The organism is Haloarcula sp. JP-Z28, from assembly GCF_011440255.1.
Taxonomy (GTDB): Archaea; Halobacteriota; Halobacteria; order Halobacteriales; family Haloarculaceae; genus Haloarcula; species Haloarcula marismortui.
The window spans coordinates 1-21,986 of record NZ_JAAOHT010000018.1 but is presented as its reverse complement, the minus strand read 5'-3'; the positions used below and the strand labels follow the sequence as shown (position 1 = coordinate 21,986).

Sequence of the window (21,986 nt, the reverse complement as noted above, 5' to 3'; positions counted from 1 at the left end):
ATCAGAGGAGAATAGCAGTTCTCATGCTGACTATTGTTATTAATCATGGATTATCCCACCCAACAGCTTTATTATATGCTGCTTTGACATGATACCCTGTGTGGGAACCATGCGGTACCTATCAGAAATGAGCCATTGAAATCAAATAAAATGGGGCCTACCAGCCGTATTCATCGAAAGCCGTTCAGGGGAGTGGAGAGCGCATGTCGCTAGACGCACCAGTTACAGCCGAGGTACGGGAATGACAATACAAGCAAATCAGGCAAATCAAGCAGACCAACAGGGGATCGCAGCCAAGACTGCAGACGAGTTTCTCGTTACGCCCGAGAGCGAAGTCACGCCGGTTTTGAGCGTCGTGATGCCCACGCTCAACGAGGAGAAAGGAATCGTAGAATGTATCGATTGGATCAAGACCGCAATCTCGGAGTTGCGCGTCCCGACTGAGATCATTATAAGCGACAGTTCGACCGACGCGACGCCCGAGCTAGCTCGCGAGCGGGGTGCGACAGTCGTGACACCTGACGAACCGGGCTATGGCTATGCGTATCGCTACGCGTTTGGCAAGGCACGGGGAGAGTACATTGCGATGGGCGATGCCGACACGACGTACGATTTTAAGATGATTCCACAGCTCCTCGAGCCAGTCCAGAACGGCGACGCGGACATCTGTATGGGGAGCCGACTCGAGGGCGAAATCCGTGATGGGTCGATGCCGCCGCTACACAAATACGTCGGCAATCCGCTCTTGACGCGTTTCCTGAACACGTTCTATGGAGCCGGTGTCAGCGACGCACACAGTGGTTTCCGTGTGTTCACCAAGGATGCGCTCGAAACGCTAGAGCTAGAGACAACCGGGATGGAGTTCGCCAGCGAGATGATCATGGAGGCCGGCGCGAACGATCTCACCATCGAGGAGGTCCCGATTATCTATCACGAGCGGGAAGGTGAGGAAACGCTTGACAGTTTCAGTGACGGCTGGCGACACGTCCGATTCATGCTCGTGAACGCGCCGGATTACCTGTTCTCGTATCCGGCTTTGTTGCTCGTCTCTGTCGGGGCAGTGTTGATGTCGCTGTCAATTGCCCAGCTGTCGATCGGTGGCGTCAACTTCGGCATACAGACGATGGTCGGCGGCTCGCTGCTAGCAATCGTCGGGTATCAGGTCTGGACGCTCGCGCTGTTCAGTTCCATCGCTGCGAACCCGATAAACAAGCCCGACGGCGTACTCGTCGGCATGATACGGGAGCAGTTCCAGTTGGAGCACGGCGCGTCGATCGGCATCCTCGCGGCCGCAGTCGGAATTCTGTACCTCGGGGGCGTGTTCGGACAGTGGCTGTTCGCCGGCGAAGCGGCGTTGCCGTCAGCCACGGCGACCCTTCTGGCCTCCACAGTCGTGGTACTCGGGCTACAGACAGTGTTCGGGTCGTTCTTCATGAGCATGCTGGCAGACAGCAGCTAATCGTTGACTGCCACTTTTCCGGACGAGTCAGTTCTGCGTACATCTGCTAGAGCACGTTCCGTTCTCCGCGCACACAATGTCAGGCTGTGTTCGGTTCTCAGCAACGAACTGCCATTCGTTTCGACCCACGCTGTCGGTACCGTTCGAATAGGTAAGTTGTCTGTACAGTCCGTTGTAGTTCATCACGCTATCGTACTCCGTCCGGGAGTAGCGCTCCTCATCGATACCGTCCTGATGGGCGTCGAGTCCCATCGCGTGCCCGAATTCATGCATGAATAGCGAAGCGGTGACCTTCGTCGAATCGAACCGCTCCATCGCCGCGATTTCAGGCCGTCCCGCGCCGACGAAGTAATCGTCACCGTTGTAGGCGACATCATCGGTGAGCAAGACGTAGTAGTAGCCGTCAGAACTGTACTCCGAATGGTTGGCCCGGAAGTCGTAGATATCGTTCCCGGAACCAGCACGGGATTTCGAGTGAACCGTCCCGTTAGCTGAAAGGTTAGTATCATCCGTAACGAGATGGATATCGATCCCAGTGGAGTCGTCCGGGTTCGAAACGGGTGCATTCTCAAACGTCTCGACAATGGATGTCTGGACCGAATCGCTGAGCGTCGTTGCCTGTGTCGAATCGACTTCGACATAAATGTCCGTTCGGAGTGGGTCTGCATCCGGGATAGCCTGCTCACAGCGGACTTCCATGCCGTCCGGATAGCCGTCGCCGTCCGTGTCCGCGTCGGTCGGGTCAGTGTTATAAGTAGACCGCTCTAGCGAATCCGACAGTCCGTCTCCATCTGTATCAGTGGCGTTCGCATCGGCCTGAACCTGCTGTACGTTCGGCGTATCGGCCCCACCGCCGCTAGTGGTGTTCATTTGCGGCGACATCCCGGCGACTGGAAACACGACACCGGCGAGAAGTAGCGTGACGAGTACAATGGCACCAGCGCCGACCAGCGGCGCGTTACGGAACCAGTTGCCGGTGAGACGACGGGTGCCGGTAGGGCCGTCTGGGTCTTTAGCTTCAATATTAAGACTGAGTCCAGAAGACGCATTCAGACAGAGTCCCAAAAACCGGGACAAAATAGACTTCTGCGACATCTATACACCAATATTCTTGATCAGAGTTTAAGTAAGTAATTCTCTGAGTATCAGTATCGATTTCGATATCGGATGCAGATGTACTGCCGAAGTACCAGGGTATGTCTGTCGGTATCTTCAATGGGCTCGATTCAGTAACGGAACGTAATGCGTGTTACGCGGCGGTTCTGGCTCACGCTCACTGCTATCGGTAGCCTCATCGTGGGTGGTGGGCTCCTCGATGCACCCCTCTTAGTCGTCGGAGCCGTCGGGCTCGCAGGCTGGCTGCTCGCGATGCAGTTTGCGTTCGTTCGTGGCGTTTCTCGGCTCAAAGACGAACTCACAGTTAGCCAGTCACTCGACCGGTCCCGAATACGGACTGACGCCGAAACGAACTACACAGTTGAAGCATCGGTCAACGCTGCCGGCGATCACCTGCCGCTTTCTATCGAAGCACAGATTCCACTCGCAGCGCGGATGGAAGCGGGCCCCACTCCGGATGTCGATCTCGGTGCGTCGATGCAGTCGTCATCAGTGACACTCCCGCTCACCTGGGAGACTGTTGGCAACTACACCGTTCCCGGAGCCACAGTGACGGTCAGTGACGGCACTGGGCTGTTTACCCAGTCGTTCACGACGGGGCCCGGCCCCGAAATAACAGTCGAGTCGCCGTCGGTCGGCCCGATTCACGTTGGCCAGAGTGGGAAACGGCTGCTACGCGGTGTCGGGGAGCACGATGCCCGCGGGCGGACGGGTGGCCTGTCAGCCGAGGAAATTCGAAAATACGTTCCGGGTGACGCACTGAAATACGTCGACTGGAAGGCGACTGCCAGACTGGACGAGGCACACGTCCGTAACTACGAGGCCGAGAGTAACCGTAGCGTGGTCCTCGTCCTTGATCACCGTCAAACGCTGGGCGATGGCGCACCTGGCGAAACGAAGCTAGAGCATCTCAAAGCGGTCGCAGCGGCGTTCCAGCAGCGTGCCGAAGCGACCCGCGACCCGTTAGGGTACGTGACTATCGATGACGCAGGCGTGACGGAATCGAGAGTCCCAGTAGCGCGAGCCGAGGTTTACAGGTCGTGTCAGCATCGGATCAGTGACCTCGACACCGAAACTGAGACGCCGCCGACAGCCACCACGACAGCGACGCACACTGGAACGATGACAGGGATGGTAAATCCGGCGGCGAACACGCAATCACCGATAGAAGCGACGCTGCTCGCGTATCGGAGCGCTGCTGGGTCAAAGCGACACCTTCCCGACCAGCCACTGTACAACGGGTTGCAGGCGGCACCACAGGAGGTACGCAGCGCGGACCTGCTGGTCATTTGTACAGACGACAGCAACCCGAACGAACTGCGGAACACAGTTGGACTGGCAAGACGCAACGCAACAGAGGTCGTCGTGTTTATTACGCCGTCAGTGGCCTTCGATACGGACCTCCTCACGGACCTCGATACCGCCTACGAGCGGTATCGGGCCTTCGACCAGTTCCGGCGTGAATTGAACGAAATCGACTCGGTGACGGCCTACGAGGTGGGGTCGCCGGACCAGATTTCGGCGATTCTGTCCGGCAGCCCAGCGAACACAGACCAGCGGGGGTCCGTATGAGTATGGCACTGGCGAGGGGACGGTCGCTTCAATCACTGCCGACCGTGCTCGGCCTGCTGGGCATCGTCGCCGCGGCAGGCGGGCTCGTCCTAGGTGGACCGGTATGGCTTGGCCTCGTCGGTGTTGTCCTGGGCGGGCTCTATCTGTCCGGAACAGTCGTTCTCGCGGTCGTGCTGGGACAGATAGCGCTCATCGCAGTTGATGCACCGTCACTGCTATCGCTCGTCCTTGTCGAAGGTGGCCTGTTCCTCGCATTGCTTTCGGTCACTATTGAGACACCCGACAGTCGAGTCGCTGGCAGCCTCGTGGCGCTTGTCGTGCCACTGCTCGGCGGTCTCGCCTGGCTGTCGCTCGGACGCTTGAACCTAGACCCATTCAGGGCCGGGTCCGCCCTCCTCGTTGGGATTGCCATCGTCGGCTATCTGCTCCATCGCTATCTGCTGCTAGAACTCGATATCGTGACTGAAGACGCAGCTTCGGATCGTGAATTCCTATGAGTCAACCCGAGCCCTCGCAACTGGACGCATCAACTGATGACAGCGACCAGCAAACGGATGTTGTACCGGATCGCCAGACACTCGAAGCGGAGCTAGGCGTATTGCGAGAGGAGAACCGCCGGTTACGCGAGTCCTACGCGCATGCAAAGCGGGCAACGTTCAGACGGACCGCATTGGGCTTTTTTGCGGTCGGTGGGCTCTCCCTCATAGCGGCGTTCGTTTTTCCGGCCCTGCAAACTATTTTCATCGCGTTCGGTGGGACCGGTGTGTTCGCCGGCATCGTCACGTTTTATCTCACTCCCGAGCGATTCGTTTCGGCGTCGGTCGGTGACACGGTGTTCGACACGCTAGCCGATGTCGAGCAGCACCTTGTCAGCGAACTGGAACTCCAGACTGAGACGGTGTATGTCCCAACAGCATCCCACCCGGAGATGGCTGCGCGCCTGTTCGTCCCCCAGCACGTCGAGTACGCGGTTCCCGACCCGGAGCAGTTGGGAGAGCTGTTCGTCACGGGCGTCGAAGCGGAGCAAGGTATATCGCTTCCCCCGACCGGTGTCCGGCTATACACCGAGTTCGAGCGAACCCTGTCGGGTGAACTCGATGACGACCCCGATGCAATAGCGACACAGCTGACTGCGGCCCTGTCCGAGCAGTTCGAACTCGTCGACGACACAACAATCGAAATCGGTGGCGAGAACCGAACCGCTTCTATTGCCATCGATAATCCTGCGTTCGGTGACATTCACCGACTAGATCATCCGGTGGTGTCCCTGCTCGCGGTGGGGTTTGCCACGGGCCTTGACAGGCCGGTTACCGTCGACACCCGCGATGACGAGCGCTTCAGCGGCGTCGTGACCGTGTCGTGGGACGCACTCGAACAACCATCGGCGCAGTCCAGTGGCACGGCGACTCCGGAACAAGAGACGACCACAATCCCGGAAACCAGCTAACTGCGGTCCGGTCGCTATTCGGAGTCGCGTTTCGTCCCGCCGTCACCGACCGCTGTCTCGACATCCGCACTGTGGTCGGTGTCAGACCCCGGCGGCGTTATCGACTGGAGGATTTCCTCGATAACCGCTTCAGCGGTGATCTGGCTCAGTTCGGCGTCGCTGTTCATAATGAGACGATGGCGCAACACCGGGAGCGCCATCTCTTTTACGTCGTCCGGAATGACATACTCGCGGCCGTTCAGACGAGCGACCGCTTTCGCTGTATTCTGCAGATCGATTGTCGCCCGCGGTGAGGCGCCGTGAATGACGTTTCGGTGGTCCCGCGTTGCGCCGACGATAGCGAGAATGTACTCCTTGATGCTGTCTTCGATATGTGTCTCAGGGACCACTGTCCGGGCGTCCAGAAGTTTGTCCCGAGAGATGACCTGCGAGATAGAGTCCGCATCAAGCGTCGGATTCGCGTCGAACCGGTCGAGGATTGCGCGCTCATCCTCGGAGTTGGGAATCTCAGTGACGAGTTTCATCTGGAATCGGTCGCGCTGGGCCTCCGGGAGTTTGAACGTCCCTTCCATCTCAAGTGGGTTCATCGTCGCAACGACGGTAAACGGCGTCGGGAGTTCGAGCGTCGACCCTTCGATAGACACCTGCCCCTCCTGCATCGCTTCGAGCAGCGCGCTCTGCGTTTTCGGCGGGGCGCGGTTGATCTCGTCAGCGATGACCAGATTGGTAAACACCGGGCCTTTCTGCAGCTCGAACTCGCCGTTTCGCTGGTGATACACTGTCGTTCCGGTGATATCTGCAGGGAGCAAGTCAGGCGTCATCTGGACCCGAGAGTGCTGGAGATCCGTCGCGTTGGCGATAAGCGTGGCAATTGTGGTTTTTGCGACACCGGGAACCCCCTCTAGAAGCACGTGACCGCGCGTAAGCATTGCGACAGTAATGTGTCGAAGAATCTGCTCGTTACCGATAAGAACTGTTTCCGTCTCCTCTCTGAGACGGCCGTACAGTACCGCCGGATCAGTCATTACGTTGACGGTCGGGCCGCTGTTTAATAACGGCTTCCGTTACTCGCTTTACTTGAGCGGATTCCCAGTCCGGGTGACGGCCGCTAAGGTACTTTTCCACGCCGTCTCGGGACAAGTGCGGGTCCGGCTCGCGGCCGCTGTATTCGCGGAATCGATCCCGAATAGGCTCGTCGAGACGGCGGTCGTACGCGAGTAGCGCCCCGACAAGCACGACGCCACAGAACAGTAACAACGCGTCCGACCGCTGCACGGCGAGGACGGCAGCGGCCACTGGCGGGATACTGCTGGCGTGTGAGTAATCCAGCAGGACCGTGTCGTGATCGGCGACGATGTTCCGGACGAACCGTCGGTTGTCACCTCGTTCGAGCATCGCGTTCACGAAGAGACTCGGGTCACTGACGGCGATAACTCGACCGTCGCCGACCAATTCGCTCGTGACGACAGGTCGAGATGCTAACTGCTCCGCACCGTCGAGGTTGGCGTTACCGTTGGTGTCGAGATAGGCGTATTCGGAGGTGTTGACGAGTGGCGTCGCGTTGCCGGCCCTGACAGTCGTGCCGTAGTTGAGGACGACAGTATCGACGCCGGCAGTCTCCGGATAGTCGCCGGCAGGCGTCGCTTCCGGGAGCGAGGAGTTGCGGTAGTAATTTCGGTTGTCGTACACCGGGCGACCGTCAAAACGCGCGTCAGCACCGACGGCAGCGAGCAGGGAATTCCCTTCTGGGCGGTAATCCTCGGCAACGACGAGTGTCCCGCCGCTTCGAACGAACTCCGCGATTCGTGCCCGCTCGCTCGACGAGTACGGCTCCGCCGGCGAGAGAACGACTGCAACCGTTCCGTCCGCGTCACTCGTCGGATACTGACTCACGTTCGTTCCGACGGTTACGTTTGCACCGGCATCAGCTGCGACAGTTCGAAGCTCGCCCGCCCCGTCCCACTGGGAATTATACGCACCGAACGCCGCTGAAGACGTGCTCGCGGCGTAGACGAGCGCGATGACCGTGAGGGCAGTGTAGGTGGCAAGCAGTAGCTGTGGGAGAGTGAGCGACGGGAGCCAGGAATCGTCGGGAGACGGTTCCGATACCATCAGATCAGCCCCGGCGGGAGAATTGCAAGGATACGTTTGATAACCACGTAAGCAAAGCCCACCAGACCGAGCCCGATGAGCCACCAGAGCCGCCGTCGCCAGCGCGGCGACACGGCCTGCGGTGCGACCAGTTCGACAGTAACGAGAAACCCGATCAGCGAGACGACGAAAAACAGCTCCAGTGTCAGCGCATCCAGGACGGTCAACACGAGGATGGTTCCAAGCACCCACATGAGATGCCCGTAGATGAACTGCTGTCGCTGTCGGGTCGCCATGATACGGCGTTCTTGTCGGTAGACAGTCAAAGTTCCGACCGACGGGCAACGGTTCAGATTCCCACTGGACAAGCTGATCCCTATGCTAGGGACTCGGTCAGTCGTCGCTAGGCTGTCTTTCGTCGACCGACTCGTCGTCGGGCGTCCGCGTTCGGTCACCACTCGGGAGCAACGAGACCGGTGAGGCCGTCAGATACGGCACCGTTGCGACGAGGGCACCGAACAGGGCGAGCGAGACGCCACCGACAAATATCGCTGTGAGGATCGCTGGCGGCGTCCGCGCGGAAAGACGGAAGCCGAAGAAGACGAGCCAGCCAGCCCGCTCCAGCAGCTGTAACGCGAGAACCGACAGGCCGAGCGCGAGACCGGTCGCTGGGATCGCTATCCGGGCGATATCGGCCAGAATCGTTCGCAGGACCCGCCACTGCGTCGCGCCGGTTGAGCGATGGATGCCGATAGCCTGCCGGCGCGCGTGGACCCCCTGTGCGAACGTCGCCGTGGTACTGCCGACGGTACTCAACGCCGAGAGAACGACAAGGACGCCGAGAATCAACTGGACGTTCCCGAACACGCCCTCGACGGAGCGCTCGATTGGCGTTCCGGACGCGTACGACCCGCTGCTTGCCACCGCAGATGCCAGCCGGCGGTCGCCGGTCACCTCGTAGTCCGCCGTGGTGAGGGTGGTCCCGTTGACTGTCATTCGATAGGTGTACGTTCCGGGCTGGCTACGTCCACCGTCCGGGGAGAACCGCGTTTGCGTGACGTTTCCGGGCGGCATATAGACGGTCCGGTTCCGAGAGACACCGGGACCGATGACGCCCACGTTGCGCGTGAGCGGTTCCTGCCATGGGTTTGCGAGCCCGACCCTGAGCGTCGGCGTCGTCAGGACCGAGCCCGATGACGGAGCTATCGACAGCTCCCCGTACAGTTCCCGCTCAGTTCCACGGACGATTTGAATATCGTGTGTCGCCGTCTGGTTTCCGGACCGGGCCGTTATCGTGTAGTTCCCCGGCTCGCGTGGCAGGGGAACAACGGCAACACCGCTCGAGCCAGTTCTGAGCGACGGGCCGTTTACCGTGACGGTGGCGTTCGAAACGCGCTCGCCAGTTTTCGTGACGACAGGGACGGAGAGTCCCGACCCGGGCGGAGCCTGTGAGGGCAACTGGCTCGGAATCTCGATAGCGTTCGGCGAGACGACAGTCACTGGGTGGGTGTACTCCCCGGCAGTAGCGTTTGCGGTCCCCAGCTCCGACGCGGTAACGGAGACAGTACCAGTCCGCTCCTGTCCCGGCGGAACAGCCACTGTCGTTGTTCGCCGGTCGCCCTGATACCGGACTGTGACTTCCCGGTCCGCCCGCTCGTTGCCGACGTTTCGGACGGCGACGGTGAGGTTGACTGTGTCACCTTTTGTGACGCGTCTCGGACCTGACAACCCCGTCACGACAGCGCCCGACTGGTTAGCCGCGACACCGTCGGCATCGTCGATCTCAGACACCGGGCCCTTGACGCGAATCATGTGGACCTGCCCTGGCCCGGTCGCCAAGTCGGCCGCGGAGTCAAGCGGCAGAATGAGCAAGTCATCGAGCGTTCTGGGGGCGTCGTACCGTCCGACGATGGTGACCCGGCGAACCCCAGGCTTGACGCTCCCACTGACGGTCAGTTCGTCACCGACCTCGACATCGAGCGTCTGTGCAAGGTCGCTCCCGATGACGGCCTCGTCGTGTCGCTGTGGTCGCTGGCCTTCGACCAGCGTGGCTCCAGTGACGTTCGCGAACGCATCGTACTTCGCCCCGTGAGCCATGTACGGCTGGCCGTCTGAAACCTGAGCGTAGATGATCTCCGGGCTGGCCGGCGTCCCGTCGGCACTCAGGGCGGAGGCGTACTCAGCATCGAGCCGACTGTTCAGCGGGTGGGGCGCGCCGGCTTCGGTGATGGTCCCAGTTCCGCCCGCTTCACCGCCAAGCGGGGAGGCGAGGCCGGCCAGCGAGACAACCAGCAGGAACGTGATGCCGAACACGGTCAGCGTCGCCGCCGTCGGCACGACCGAGCGCCACGAAAGGAATGTCGGTGTGACCCAGCTTCTGAGCGTCGCAAGCGTCGACTGCCCGGACTGGCCAGACCGAGTATGGCGGTTTCCGAGAGAGGCCGGTGGACGAGTCGCCGCAGGATAGGCCGCGAGCGCGCCGGCAACCAGCCCCATCAGAACAAAAATGCCGGCGACGCCAGCGACGACAGTAGCGCTCTGGCCGGTGACAGTGATATCGAGCGCGATTGGGAGCCCGACGAAAATCGCGACGTTGACGAGTGCCTTGATAAGGATGAGTCCGACGGCGTAGCCCAGCACGACGCCGGTCGTGACGAGAAGGCCGGCACGAAGCGTAAACAGAAGCCCTACACGCCACCCCGACGCGCCGGTCGAGCGGATGACTCGTATCGCATCGAGTCGGTCGCGGACGCTCATCCGTGTGACGTTGTAGACGACGATGAGAACCAGCAATCCGCCGGCAGCCGCGGCGATACCCAGCGCCCAGAGCACCTGCTCTAAACCGCCGAGGACGTACAGGAGCGCGCTGACAAGCGGTGCCCCTTCGTTCGGGAGGCTCCCTAGCCCGGTTCCGCTCGGGCTGTGGTTGATGACGAAGTAGCCGGTGACGCCGACCCGCTGGGCGGTCGAGGCGTTCGTCGCGTACCACTGGTTCGAGAGGAACGTCGTTCCCCGCTGCTGTGGCACGACCGTGAGCGAGACGGTGCTGTTCGACCCGCTGACCGTTCGGGTCTGTTGCTGGGAAACTGGTCCTCGGCCGTCGACGCCGTCGGGAAGTGTTGGTAATCGCCCCTCCTGCCACTGTGCCGACCCCTCAATGAGCACTCTGGGCGCATCGGGTGGGATGCCGACGAGACGAACGTCGGTCCCGTCTGTGGTCGCCGTCGCTGTCGGGAGCACGGTGACATCCTCACCGGGTTCCGGCGGGCCGTGTTCCGCGTCGTGGTAAGTGACCGTCCCGGAGTTCGCAAGCGGTTCGGCGAACGTTTCCGAGTACGTGACGGCGGTGAACAACAGCAAGACCGTGCCGATGAGAAACGCGGCCGTCACGGCGACGACGACGACGGTGAGCCGATCTCGTCTGGACCAGCGAAACAGGAGAGCGTTTCTGTATCCCATCGATTCGTTAGTTCGTCTCCGTTGACGGGCTCGCGTCCGGCGTCGAGGCAGTATCCGAGACGAGCGTGCCGCCGCGGATGAACAGCCGTTCGTCGAACCGCTGTGCCAGTTGCGGGTCGTGGCTGATGACGACGAGTGCAGTTTCCGTCGATTCCTTCATACTGAACAGGAGGTTTAGCACCGACTCGGCGGTGTCCGGGTCTAGCTGCCCGGTCGGTTCGTCGGCGAGAATTATTTCGGGACGGTTTGCAAGCGCTCGTGCGATAGCGACCCGCTGTTTCTCGCCCCCGCTCAGCGTCGCGGGGTACTGGTGTTCGAGTCCGGCGATGCCCAGTCGTTCGAACAGCGTGTCCAGCCAGTCGGGGTCACGGTTGCCCGCGTGTTCCTGCGGGAGCGACGCGTTCTCGCGGGCGGTCAGGTCACCGATGAGCTGGAAGTCCTGGAAGACGAACCCGAGCGTCGTCCGCCGCAGGCTAGCGCGCTGGCGTTCGGACAGGGCACTCGCATCTCGGCCGGCGACCTCCAATCGACCGCTAGACGGTGGTTCTAGGAGTCCGAGGACGTTGAACAGGGTCGACTTCCCGGCCCCGCTAGGTCCCTGCACGAGCATTGCCGCGTCGGACCCGACGGTAAGTGAGACGCCATTGAGAATCTTGGTGCCCCGTCGTGTGACACACAGCCCTGAGCCGACGAGGACGGGGTCAGTCATTGTCGGCCTTTCTGCCGGCCCCGTATTGTATGCCACGGTTACATACACGGGAAAAATGGACATAAGGTGGCCCCCACGAACCGTGTGCGCTCAGCAGTTTGTTCGGTTCCCGCCGGGGCGAACGAGGTACACGGAGTCGAGCCCCCGGGTGTCATAGACTACGTCGTTCTCGTACCGCCACTCCTCCAGCGCCGTGGGCGTGGTCTTTTCGCTTCCTGCCGGGAACAGGTGCGCCCCGGTTGTCCCCCACGACGCCCGCGACAGCGTCGGGCAGCTGGGTTCCATCCCGCCACCGAGCCATCGGGCGGTCGGCTGGTACGTACCGTTGGTTGAACCCGGATAGTACAGGTCAACGATACGGCTGAACGGATGGTCGGAAGCCCACTGTTCGTCGACGTGGTCTGCGGTGAACGTCGCGGCTGCGAACTGCGATTCGGTCGCCCCTGTCGGGAACGCTAGCGTGTCGAGATTGACGAACGCGATAGGCATCGTCACGACTGCGGCGACCACGACGACGATTGTCAGAACTGTTGCGAGTCGGTGGCTATGGGCCTTTGGCGACCCAAGTCCGCCGTCCGGTGATGGCGACCGCCGATAGGCAACTGACGCGATGCCGATGCCAGCGAGCACGAACACGGGCAGATGGACGAACGTCTGTCCGCGGAGCGCCGTCCCGTAGTACTCCGGCGTCAGCGAGGCGGTCAACGAGAAGTACACAATAACGATCGGCGCTAGCAGCAGCGCAAGCATGACCGGGCCGACCAGCCGGCGGTCGCGGCTCGCGCGCGGGAGGCCAACGACCGCAAACACCACCGGGACAGCGAAGGCCGCAACAAGCACCAGAAGGCCGGTCGGCGTGGTCTGTGTCCCGGGGAACACGGTCTGTAACGCGTTCGCGCCGAGCGTCAGGAACCAGAGACCGACCGCGCCGCCGACGGTCACCCGCTGCAGGCGAGCGCTCGTCCGCTGGAACCAGACAAGCGTCGCCACCAGCACGACCACCCAGGCCAGGAACAGCCCCGGATACGCGCTGATACGGTCGACGTAGGGAACCACCAGCTGGGACTGCTCCGCGAACCGGTAGTACCCCCACATATACACCCAGAAGCCTGCGACGACGGCGAGTGCAGTAACAGCGTCACGACGCGACGGAATCATAGCGAGGTGGGCGGCTAGCACTCCTGTCAGTACCAGCCCGGCAATAAGCGAACTGAACGTATGCAGGAGCGGGAAAGCAGCGAACAGGACGACCACGACTGCCCCCCAGCGACGCCTGTATCGCTCCGTCGTGAGCAACCGATGGACGGCAATCGCAAACAGTGGCAGCAAGAGGAAGGCCAGCGCTTCTTCGTCGGTCTGGCCAGTCCGACGGAGATAGATTCCCTCCACTGCGAGCCCCATCCCGACCACGCCCATCGCCAGCGTCGTCCGAGAGTGACGCCAGCGACTCGACTGTGCGAGGCGTTTGACTAGCGCCATCGCCGTCAGACAGGACGCTGCACCGGTGACCGCGACGACCGGCTGGGCGATGTACAGCGGCCGCTCACCGGTAAGCGAACCGACGACCGTCAGCACAGCAATAAACACGATGTTGTCCGCGCGGAACCGTGTGAGTGGAAACGTCCCCGTCCGAAGCGTGTCTCTCGCCAGCGCGACGTAGCCGAATCCGTCTAGCGTCGAGGGCAGCGGTGTCCAGTGGAGCGTCGTCAGTCGGGCCGCGGCTGCCACGGCCAGCACAGCCACGATGAGCAGCACTCGTCCCGTCCGGCCGTCACTCATTGGCGGGTCCTACAGCGGGTGGGTGTAAGATAGTTACCGCATTCCGACGGCCCCGTCGTGCTTACTGTCCTCGTCTGAATTTACATGGGCATCCCTGCATTGTCGGTAGCAACGGCCGCCGACCCGCCGATCCCGACACCGACGAACTACGACTGCAGGATTGCCACTATCAGATCCAACAGTTCGTACGCGTCACTCGTTTCCGCTGGTGCGCGCTGAAGACAGCAGTTCCAAACAGAATTGCGGACCACAGCAACGAAGGCCAGGGACTGGACGGTCAGCGGTCCCCGTTCGACTTGATCTCGCGGGCGCGGTCCACAGCCGCTTCGGCCTGTGACCGGTCGACTGATGTCGGCGCGAACGCTGCGGTCTCGAAGGTTTCGACCACTGTTTCGAGATCTGCCATCCGGTCCTCTGGAACGCCGTGCTCCTGGCTCCGCTGGAGGAGTTCCCAGTGCGTTGCCCCTTGATCAATCCCGTTTTCTACTGCTAGCACGTCGTGAACTGTGGTGTACGCGACCATCGCTGCGGCGTCGTAGTTCCCGCTGTCCAGATACGATTCGGCGCGGTCCTCGAATGTCGGCGTCGTTTCGTCTGACGACGTCGCCGATGGGTTAGGGTCAGTCATTGACGTGTCACCCGTCTCCGTCGGGACAGGCGAGTCCGTCTCCCGGGATTGGCGGACCCGTGGCACGACAAACCAAGCGGCGACGACAACCGCGAGCGCTACCCCGCCGCCGAAGACGGGCAGCCAGCTGGAGCCGATAACCGCGTTCCCGAAGGCTGCTGCCGGGTTCCCGTCTGAGCCGACCGGTGGGTTGCCGCCGCCAGACCCGGCCGCCAGCGTTGCCGTTGCAGTCGCGTTACCGAGGTTTGTCCTCGACTCGTCGTACGTGGCGGTAACAGTAACGGACTCGTTGCTCTGCGGATTCTCGAAAACGGTCTGGAACGACCCGTTCCGGTTCGTCTCGACCCGCTGTGTTCCGCCAGCACCGATCTGCAGGCGTACCGGGCGACCCGTCACAGGGTCTCCAGCAACGGTCTGGAGTTGCCCCCTGACGAGAGCCCCGCCATCCGTGCGTGATGCACTCACTGAGAGGTTCGTTCGAGTCTCGACGACGACAACAGGGGTCTCCGACTGGACGCCTGCAATCGCTCGGTCTGCATACGGAACCCGGGCGACGACCTGACGCTCCCCGTCGTTTACTGTCGCCGGGAGTCGGATCGTTTCTGTGACAGTGCCGTTCGGTCCGGTCGTCGTCCGTGCAATGACAGTGTCACCAATAGCAAACTCAACCGGGACCGCATCGACACCGTCCGACGCGACTATCACGGACGCCGTGGCGTTGAGTTGGTCGCCGTATCCCACCACGTCCGGTGCAATGTCGCTCGTCACGTCCGGGGTTACCTGTTGTACGTCAATGGTGAACGTGTCGTTGTCGGACAGGTACACCGAGTCAGCCTCTGGGACATACTCGATCGATATGGATTGCGACCCCAGCCTGGCCGAGCGCGGCCGGTACTGCGTTTCGAACACGCCGCTCGAATCAGTCTGCACAGTCCGCGTCCGGTTCTCGATCCTGAGTGCGACCGCCTTGTCCGCGATGACTGAGCCGTTCTCAGTCTGTATCTGCCCGGAGACTGTTCCGGGGTCACTGAATGATGCGGTCGAATCTACCGACTGGACCGCAAGTGTCGTTCCGACGAGCGTCTCTTCACGGATAGCCGCCTGCGTCGCCGTGATGTTCGCTGTCGTTTCATTGATCTCGGTCTGTCCAGAAGACAGGTCGACAGATGTGGTGTTCTCGATCCGTTCGAAGTTCTGATTCAGTTCGTCGCCTCTGTCGCTGATGTTCGACGCTGTTCGCTCCATCGCACGCGCAGTGATGCGGGCCTCGCGTTCGTTACCGCGCTCGCGTGCTGTCTGATACGCCGCGTACTGTTGCCGATACCGCTGGACCTCGTTCGTGAGATTCCGCTGGTTCTCGCGCGCAGCCTCGAACTCCCTCGCCGCGGTGTCGTCCGTCTCCGACGACGTGTCTCCGGCGACCTCAACGTACTGCTCTAGACGCGTGTCGTAGTCGTCACCGAGGACCGACCGGGCCTGGTCGTACTGGGCGTTCGACAGCGCAATACTGCTGTTTTCCAGCCGCCCGCCCATTGTCCGAGCTAACCAGGCGGCTGTTTCGTCACTGTACTCACCGTTTGATACCGAATCCGGGTTTTCCTGTTGCGTCTCGTTGTTGTCCCCCGGGGTCTCCACCTGACGGTCCAGAGCCGGCCCCCCGACCTCGGTTCCCATCGCTGCCACCCCACCAGCGCCCGCTGTAAGCCCTAGTATGGTCAAAATAGTAAACACGGCCAACGACTGGCTCCGGAACACACCGAGGTATTCTCCCGGTTTGATAAAATGCGTTCGGTTGGCTTACCGGAGACAGTTGCAATTATGGACTGAGACAGAAAGCGAAGCAATCAGCTATTTTTTTACCGTGCCGATATGACTCACTGCCAATGGCTGAAACCAAGGCGTGGAAACTACTCTTGCCGCGCCAGCTCCGCCACCTCCCGGCCGATCTAGCAGGCGTTGTCGGCGTTGTAATTCTGACGAATCTGGCCGCCCTGCTGCCGGTCGTCTCCGAAACACCGGTCCGTATCATCGCCGGGCTTGTGTTTGTCCTTTTTATCCCCGGCTATGCGTTCATTGCAGCGCTGTTTCCAGAAGCCGGGAGCGGCCCCAGTACTGACGGTGAAACCGTTTCGAACCCGCAAGCGGACGGGATCGACGGGATCGAACGGACTGCACTCTCGTTCGGGCTCAGCATCGCTCTCGTTCCGCTGGTCGGTCTGGTGTTGAACTTCACGCCGTGGGGCATCCGATTGCTTCCGATTCTCGTCTCGCTCAGTGGACTGACGCTCGTGTTGACTGCTGTCGCGGCTGTCCGACGCTGGGCGTTGCCCGCCGACGAACGGTTCCGCGTTCCGTATCGTGCGTGGCTCAGTGCCGGACGTGAGGAGCTATTTTCGCCGGCCTCGCGGACGGACGCCGCCCTGAACGTGCTGCTAGTCCTGAGCATCCTGCTTGCAGCCGCCAGTGTCGGGTACGCTGTCACGGTGCCGAAGGACGGTGAGCGGTTCAGCGAGTTCTACCTGCTGACGGAGGGCGAAGACGGCGAACTCGTCGCTGACGGCTACCCAACGGAGTTTCAGCGGGGCGAAGGCCGCTCGTTGATCGTCGGTATCGGGAACCAAGAACACGAACAGACGGAGTACACCGTTATCGCCGAGTTACAGCGCGTCGAGCGCGTCGGCAACGAAACGCAAGTCCGGGAGCGGTCTGAGCTACGGCGTTTCCAGCCGACGCTGGGACACAACAAAACCTGGCAACGCCAGCACGAGGTGGAGCCAGAGATGACTGGGGAGAGACTCCGGCTCCAGTACCTGCTGTACCGTGGCTCACCACCCGAGACCGTGGACCAGACGACCGCGTACCGTGAAGTCCATCTCTGGGTGAACGTTACCGGCTGACCCACGTTCTCGTAGAGGACAGCACGACCCCGGTAAAACGGGGCTGTCCGGCTGTCTGCGGTTTGAACATCGAATCCGGCGAACAGCTTTTGTTTTCTCGGCCCATTTGTTTCACGGTGTACCCCGCAGGCCACTTCCTCCTCGCAGCCGTCCCGCTGACGGTGTATACGGTGGCTCGGTGGCGTCGCCTCCCGTCCGGGCCGGTGGTACTGCTCCTGCTTGTCGCGACGCAACTGCCGGATGTAATCGACAAGCCGCTCGCGTGGACATTCGCTATCCTTCCGAGCGGGCGAATGCTGGCCCACTCGCTTGTCGTCTCGCTACCTGTCCTCACCGTCGTTGTACTGCTGGCTGCCCGCCGTGGCTACGGGCAGTACGGAATGGTGTTTTCCGCCGGCTACCTCTCACACATCGCGGGTGACTTCTATCCGATTGCGCGGCTCGGGATGGAGTACTACTTCTTCCCGAACCTGTTCTGGCCGTTGCTGGCGGCAAACCCCGATAGAACGCCGTCGTTTGCGGCGCATTCGCCTGACAGCCTGCTCTCGCTTGCCGTCCCTCTGATTGTCTTCGGAGTGGCCGTCAGCTACAGTCTCGTGACGGTGTACCGGAGCGACAAACGGGTCACAGTAGAGATACCACTGCGCTAGCGCTTCGTCTATCGGTCCTTGTAAGCCGAAGTGGCGGTTCGCCAGCGGCAGACTCAAGTTAGCAGCCAGATGTCGCCGCTGCTGTTTCCAGCACTGAACCCAGGGAAAAAGTAAAACGGCTGCCTCAGGCTGGGGCCGCGGATTCGATCGGCGCTTCGCCGCAGTTGACACAGATGTACTCGTCGTCAACGGTGAGCACGACCGGTGAGTTACACTTGATGCACTTGATCTTCGCCGCACGGGATGGCTTTGCGTAGTCCCCCATTGTATGTACCTTACACTGTCATGTTATATGTAAAATAATATAAAATTACTCCTTTCAGCAACATTGTGTCTGCAACCGTTGGTGACATGATAGTTCAGTTATCCGCAAAACGTAGACTTCGGATAGGTATACAGCGGGAAAGAAGATCGCGTCAGAGAATAACCGAAACCGCTGCGTAAACTGGAGCGGTCGTTAGTCGCGCCGTGCCAGGAACCCGGCGCCTAGCAGTGCTAGCACCGCGACGAGGACGGTGAAACCGGGACCGCTCGAACTCGTGGTTTCGACCGTCCCCTCTGTTCCGGTTGTGTCCGTGTTGTCGGGTTGCTGTGCCCCACCACCTGCGGTCGTAGCTGCTTCCGTTGGGTCCGCTCCGCCTCCAGCCTCGGTGTCGGTGTCAGTCGTAGTTTCGTCCGCCGTGTCTTCTTCAGTACTCTCGTTATCGGAGTCGTCGTCCCCGCTGTCCTCATCGCTATCTCCGTTATCACTGTCGTCGCTGTCGTTGTCGTTGTCGTCGTCGTCGTCGTTATTGTTGTCGTCGTTGTCGTCGCTGTTGTCGTTTCCGTTGTTGTTGTTATCGTCGTTGTTGTCGCTTCCGTCGTTATTGTTGTCGTCGTTGTTGTCGTCGCTGTTGTCGTTTCCGTTGTTGTTATCGTCGTTGTTGTCGCTTCCGTCGTTGTTGTCACTTCCGTCGTTGTCGTCGCTGTCGTCGTTCCCGTCGTTGCTGTCACTGCCGTCATCCGAATCTGACAGTGTGACCGTTCCGGTGGTAGAACTAATCTCGTTGGAGTCTTCGCCAACGGCAACGTGCACGTACGTGTACGTCCCGTTCGACCAGGAATCGAGCGTTTCGACATCAACGGTCGTATCGGCGGCATCAGATACTGTTGTCGCCGAGGCTTGCATCATGTCATCACCGGTTGAATCCGGCGATGCTTCAGAGAGCACAAATCCAAACAGGCCAATCAATCCCGCGGACGGCATCGCCCCTACTGTTGTCGAGTCCCCACCGGAAAAGGTGGCGTCATCATCCATCGACGAGACACCGTTGACGCCGTCGAAGGAGTTCTCGACCGTGACCTGATCTTCGGAGAAATTCTCATCAATGTCGCCGGTCACCCGGACGGTGCTCGTTCGCTGTTGCAGCTCGTCCTCGTCGAACAACAACACGGCGTGCGTGACAGCGTCGTCTTCTAGTTCGGTCTCGATATCGAGTGAGACGTTATCCCCTGCGGCGACATCATCGGCAGTCGTCTCGACCGTGGATGGGCTTTCCTGAACTATCGTCTGTTCGACACCGACAACGGTCACGTTGCCATCGGTCGAAACATTGTTGTCCGAAACGGACAGGCCCTGTCCGTCATCGACAGTGACCAGAATGAAGCCGTAGGCACCGCCCGAGTCAGGTGTGTACGAGGTTTCGAGCACACCGTTGTCATCTATTGAATCGACACCTTCCGCGTCGTCTAACAGTTCGACCGAGTTGGCGTTGGAATCGTTCGTAAAGATACTCGCTAGATCGGTTCTGACGCTTCCTTCGCTAAATCCGGCCGATTCTGGGCCTTCAGAGAGTCTAACAGCAAGCAGTTGTGCCTCGTCGCCAGCTAGTCCAGTGGTTCCAGCCCCCGTAGTTGATTCGAACGTAAGATCCACTGACTCGCCCGTCTCGTGAATCGTATACTCGTCCCTGTTGAGGGGAACGTCACCGGTCTGTGCAGACTCGATGTTAATGTACGTCTCTGGGGCTGCTATCGCTGTTGGGCCGGTAGAAGACGTCCGAAGCGGGAGCAGTGACCGCTCCCACACATCCACGTTTTCCGTCACTGCCGTCGTTTGTCCATCATCTACTGGCGTTGCCGCCGCCGACGTTACCGACAAGGGAGCCGCCAACACCAGCAGCACTGTAATCGCACAAATTACAGTATGTTTCCCTCTTGGTGTTTTATACATTACTGAATTTTTTCGGAGGGGTGCGGTATAATTCTTATGCAGTGACACTCAGCGCCACACAGTGTCATATAACGGTTGCAAAACACGTCGACACTGTCTTGGGATTTTACAGCGCGAATCCCGAATCGTGTCTTGAGACGACACCCTATTCGCAATGATGAGAACTGTACAGGAGAGCGACGGTTTGCGGCCATTTAATCGACAACGTACCCGTATGTGGAGTAAGCAGGATGAGATATCGCTGTGGGGTCGGTCTGATGCAGTAAAAGTCGATGGTGAAATGTGTGACTTATTCGGTGAACGCGGCCAGTGACGGCCGCCCGATCAGTTATTCTTCCTCGTCTTCGTCGTCATCCGCAGTGTTATTCGGCCCGCCAGCGTTATCCGGTGGACCGCCGCCGTTACCCGGGCTACCACCGTTATCAGGGCCGCCGCCCGGACTTATTGCTACCGTCCCGGTATCAGAGTTGATGGTACCGGACTCGGTACCGACTGCGACGTGGACGTACTGATACGCACCGTTCGGCCAGGAATCCAGCGTCTCAACAGTTACGTTGGCGTCGGAGTCAGCGCTGACGACCGTTGCAGAGGCGTGGATGACCTCGCCGTCGGCATCCGATTCGGCCTCGGAAACCACTGTGCCGAATAGACCCTGTACCCCAATTGCAGGTATCGACTGGTTTGTGGAGAGATTGACACCTGCGATACTGATGTTGTCATCAACTGTCGCAACACCGCTGACGTTGTCAAAGGAATTTTCGACAGTGATCTGGTCCTGACTGAAGCTCTCGTTTAGCTCACCAGATACCGTCACCGTACTCGACTGCTGCTGGAGTTCGCCCTGCTTTACCAGCACCACTGCGTGCGTGACGTTTTCATCTTCTATCTCCGTTGCAACGTCTAGCGTGACGCTGTCTCCGGGATTGACCGGGTTCTGCGTCGGCTCGACGGTCGAAGCGTTGTCCTGCACAACCGCCTGCTCGACACCGACGACAGTCACGTTCCCATTCACCGACACGTTACCGTCAGATACAGACAGCCCCTCTTCGCCACTGTCGACAGTCACCAAGGCGAAGGCGTAGACACCGCCTGACTCGGGGGTGTAGGACGCGTTTAGTTCACCCTCGTCACTTATCACTCCAACGCCCTCTGCATCATCAAGTAGTTCCGACGAGGTGATATTCGAGTTGTTTGCGAGGACGTCTCCGAGTGAGCCCGGGATATCGCTGGTGTTTGCCCCTTCGGTGGTCGGGGCTTCATCCAACTTGACAGCCAGTAGTTGCGCCTCGTCGCCGGCAAGTGCCCTCGTCCCGGCACCGATTCTCGGTTCGAAGGACATGTTTATCGACTCGTTGCGCTCATGGATCGTCGCCGTCCGCTTGTTGAGCGGTAGGTCGCCAGTCGCAGCTGATTCGACGTTGATGAACGTCCGCGGTGCCACTATCGTGGTCGGCCCCTCTGAGGTCGTTCGCAGCGTGAGCGGGGACCGCTCCCACACATCGACGTTTTCGGTCACCGAGACTGACTGACTCTCGGCAACTGGGGTTGCCCCGACAGTGGACATCACTGATACCGGACCAGCGAGTATCAACGCGACTGCCATCACGAAAATGGCAATCGGCTTTACTATTGGTATTTTTACCATTACTGAAACATTACTGAAGCCTGTGACATATTTCTTGTGCAGCGGTACTGTTTTGATGCATTCAGAACCCTTCTGAGAGCATTTAGACGGGAAACTGGGCCAGAATTGATTGTTTTCTTAAAATTGTTTGTTTTCTATAAATATTAGCAAATGAGCTGGTAATTAACCGATGCTAAACTAGTCTGTATACTAATCGAGGGTGTCATAGAACTCTTCTCACACCGTGATGATCGTGCTTCCCGGATTGTCTCCGCGTTCGTAATTGGTGATTGCGACGACCAGGCGAAGACACAGTGCGAGGAAGACCTGCGCTCGTGCGTGG

The 21,986-nt window shown here is 60.1% G+C and carries 17 protein-coding genes and 1 pseudogene; 6 read left to right on the top strand and 12 right to left on the bottom strand.

From position 1 onward, the window contains the following. The first annotated feature begins 241 nt into the window (after positions 1-241). The gene (locus G9463_RS09390; protein WP_165896550.1) at positions 242-1,459 is read left to right on the top strand and encodes a glycosyltransferase family 2 protein; all 1,218 of its coding nucleotides are present in this window, start codon (positions 242-244) and stop codon (positions 1,457-1,459) included. Positions 1,460-1,486: 27 nt separating this feature from the next. Here G9463_RS09390 and G9463_RS09385 read toward each other — a convergent pair whose 3' ends face one another. Then, positions 1,487-2,329, bottom strand: a complete 843-nt coding sequence (locus G9463_RS09385) for a thrombospondin type 3 repeat-containing protein (RefSeq protein WP_165896549.1) — start codon at positions 2,327-2,329, stop codon at positions 1,487-1,489. A 372-nt stretch (positions 2,330-2,701) separates the two neighbouring features. Between G9463_RS09385 and G9463_RS09380 the strand changes: the two genes are divergently transcribed. The 3 genes from G9463_RS09380 to G9463_RS09370 are packed head-to-tail and all read left to right on the top strand — an operon-like array spanning position 2,702 to position 5,594. Next, a complete protein-coding gene (locus tag G9463_RS09380) occupies positions 2,702-4,147 on the top strand; it encodes a DUF58 domain-containing protein (protein WP_165896548.1) in 1,446 nt (481 codons plus the stop codon). Next, positions 4,144-4,644 carry a hypothetical protein gene (locus G9463_RS09375; protein ID WP_165896547.1) on the top strand — a complete coding sequence of 167 codons (501 nt, stop codon included), beginning with the start codon at positions 4,144-4,146 and terminating at the stop codon, positions 4,642-4,644. The genes G9463_RS09380 and G9463_RS09375 overlap by 4 nt, the downstream gene beginning before the upstream one ends. Beyond that, positions 4,641-5,594, top strand: a complete 954-nt coding sequence (locus G9463_RS09370; protein ID WP_165896546.1) for a hypothetical protein — start codon at positions 4,641-4,643, stop codon at positions 5,592-5,594. Before G9463_RS09375 ends, G9463_RS09370 begins: the two co-directional genes overlap by 4 nt. Before the next feature lie 14 nt (positions 5,595-5,608). Here the strand turns inward: G9463_RS09370 and G9463_RS09365 are convergent, their stop codons facing one another. The 7 genes from G9463_RS09365 to G9463_RS09335 form a co-directional block, all read right to left on the bottom strand. Continuing rightward, a complete protein-coding gene (locus tag G9463_RS09365) occupies positions 5,609-6,619 on the bottom strand; it encodes a MoxR family ATPase (RefSeq protein WP_165896545.1) in 1,011 nt (336 codons plus the stop codon). Beyond that, positions 6,612-7,706, bottom strand: a complete 1,095-nt coding sequence (locus tag G9463_RS09360; RefSeq protein WP_165896544.1) for a DUF4350 domain-containing protein — start codon at positions 7,704-7,706, stop codon at positions 6,612-6,614. Before G9463_RS09360 ends, G9463_RS09365 begins: the two co-directional genes overlap by 8 nt. Continuing rightward, on the bottom strand, positions 7,706-7,981 hold the full coding sequence (locus tag G9463_RS09355; RefSeq protein WP_165896543.1) for a hypothetical protein: 276 nt from the start codon (positions 7,979-7,981) through the stop codon (positions 7,706-7,708). Before G9463_RS09355 ends, G9463_RS09360 begins: the two co-directional genes overlap by 1 nt. Before the next feature lie 97 nt (positions 7,982-8,078). Next, the gene (locus G9463_RS09350) at positions 8,079-11,144 is read right to left on the bottom strand and encodes an FtsX-like permease family protein (protein WP_165896542.1); all 3,066 of its coding nucleotides are present in this window, start codon (positions 11,142-11,144) and stop codon (positions 8,079-8,081) included. A 7-nt stretch (positions 11,145-11,151) separates the two neighbouring features. Then, positions 11,152-11,853: an ABC transporter ATP-binding protein gene (locus G9463_RS09345; RefSeq protein ID WP_004961131.1), complete on the bottom strand. Its 702-nt coding sequence runs from the start codon at positions 11,851-11,853 to the stop codon at positions 11,152-11,154. Positions 11,854-11,943: 90 nt separating this feature from the next. After that, positions 11,944-13,632, bottom strand: a complete 1,689-nt coding sequence (locus G9463_RS09340; RefSeq protein WP_165896541.1) for a sodium:phosphate symporter — start codon at positions 13,630-13,632, stop codon at positions 11,944-11,946. Positions 13,633-13,909: 277 nt separating this feature from the next. Continuing rightward, positions 13,910-15,934, bottom strand: coding sequence for a hypothetical protein (locus G9463_RS09335; RefSeq protein ID WP_165896540.1), 2,025 nt, complete (start codon positions 15,932-15,934; stop codon positions 13,910-13,912). A gap of 209 nt (positions 15,935-16,143) precedes the next feature. Between G9463_RS09335 and G9463_RS09330 the strand changes: the two genes are divergently transcribed. Together G9463_RS09330 and G9463_RS09325 are read left to right on the top strand one after the other, a co-directional pair. Next, the gene (locus G9463_RS09330) at positions 16,144-17,157 is read left to right on the top strand and encodes a DUF1616 domain-containing protein (protein WP_165896539.1); all 1,014 of its coding nucleotides are present in this window, start codon (positions 16,144-16,146) and stop codon (positions 17,155-17,157) included. A gap of 116 nt (positions 17,158-17,273) precedes the next feature. Continuing rightward, positions 17,274-17,807, top strand: a complete 534-nt coding sequence (locus G9463_RS09325; RefSeq protein ID WP_165896538.1) for a metal-dependent hydrolase — start codon at positions 17,274-17,276, stop codon at positions 17,805-17,807. Positions 17,808-17,931: 124 nt separating this feature from the next. On the opposite strand, the gene G9463_RS09320 is transcribed toward G9463_RS09325, so the two are convergent. From G9463_RS09320 to G9463_RS09305, 4 genes and pseudogenes are all read right to left on the bottom strand, one after another. Then, entirely contained in the window at positions 17,932-18,072 is a 141-nt protein-coding gene (locus G9463_RS09320; protein WP_004961121.1) for a hypothetical protein, read from the bottom strand. A 192-nt stretch (positions 18,073-18,264) separates the two neighbouring features. Next, complete coding sequence (locus G9463_RS09315; protein ID WP_165896537.1) at positions 18,265-19,893, bottom strand: PGF-CTERM sorting domain-containing protein; 1,629 nt, start codon at positions 19,891-19,893, stop codon at positions 18,265-18,267. Positions 19,894-20,347: 454 nt separating this feature from the next. After that, positions 20,348-21,622, bottom strand: coding sequence for a PGF-CTERM sorting domain-containing protein (locus tag G9463_RS09310; RefSeq protein WP_193569584.1), 1,275 nt, complete (start codon positions 21,620-21,622; stop codon positions 20,348-20,350). A gap of 258 nt (positions 21,623-21,880) precedes the next feature. Beyond that, a pseudogene (locus tag G9463_RS09305) lies at positions 21,881-21,986 on the bottom strand (IS5/IS1182 family transposase); the annotation flags it as partial.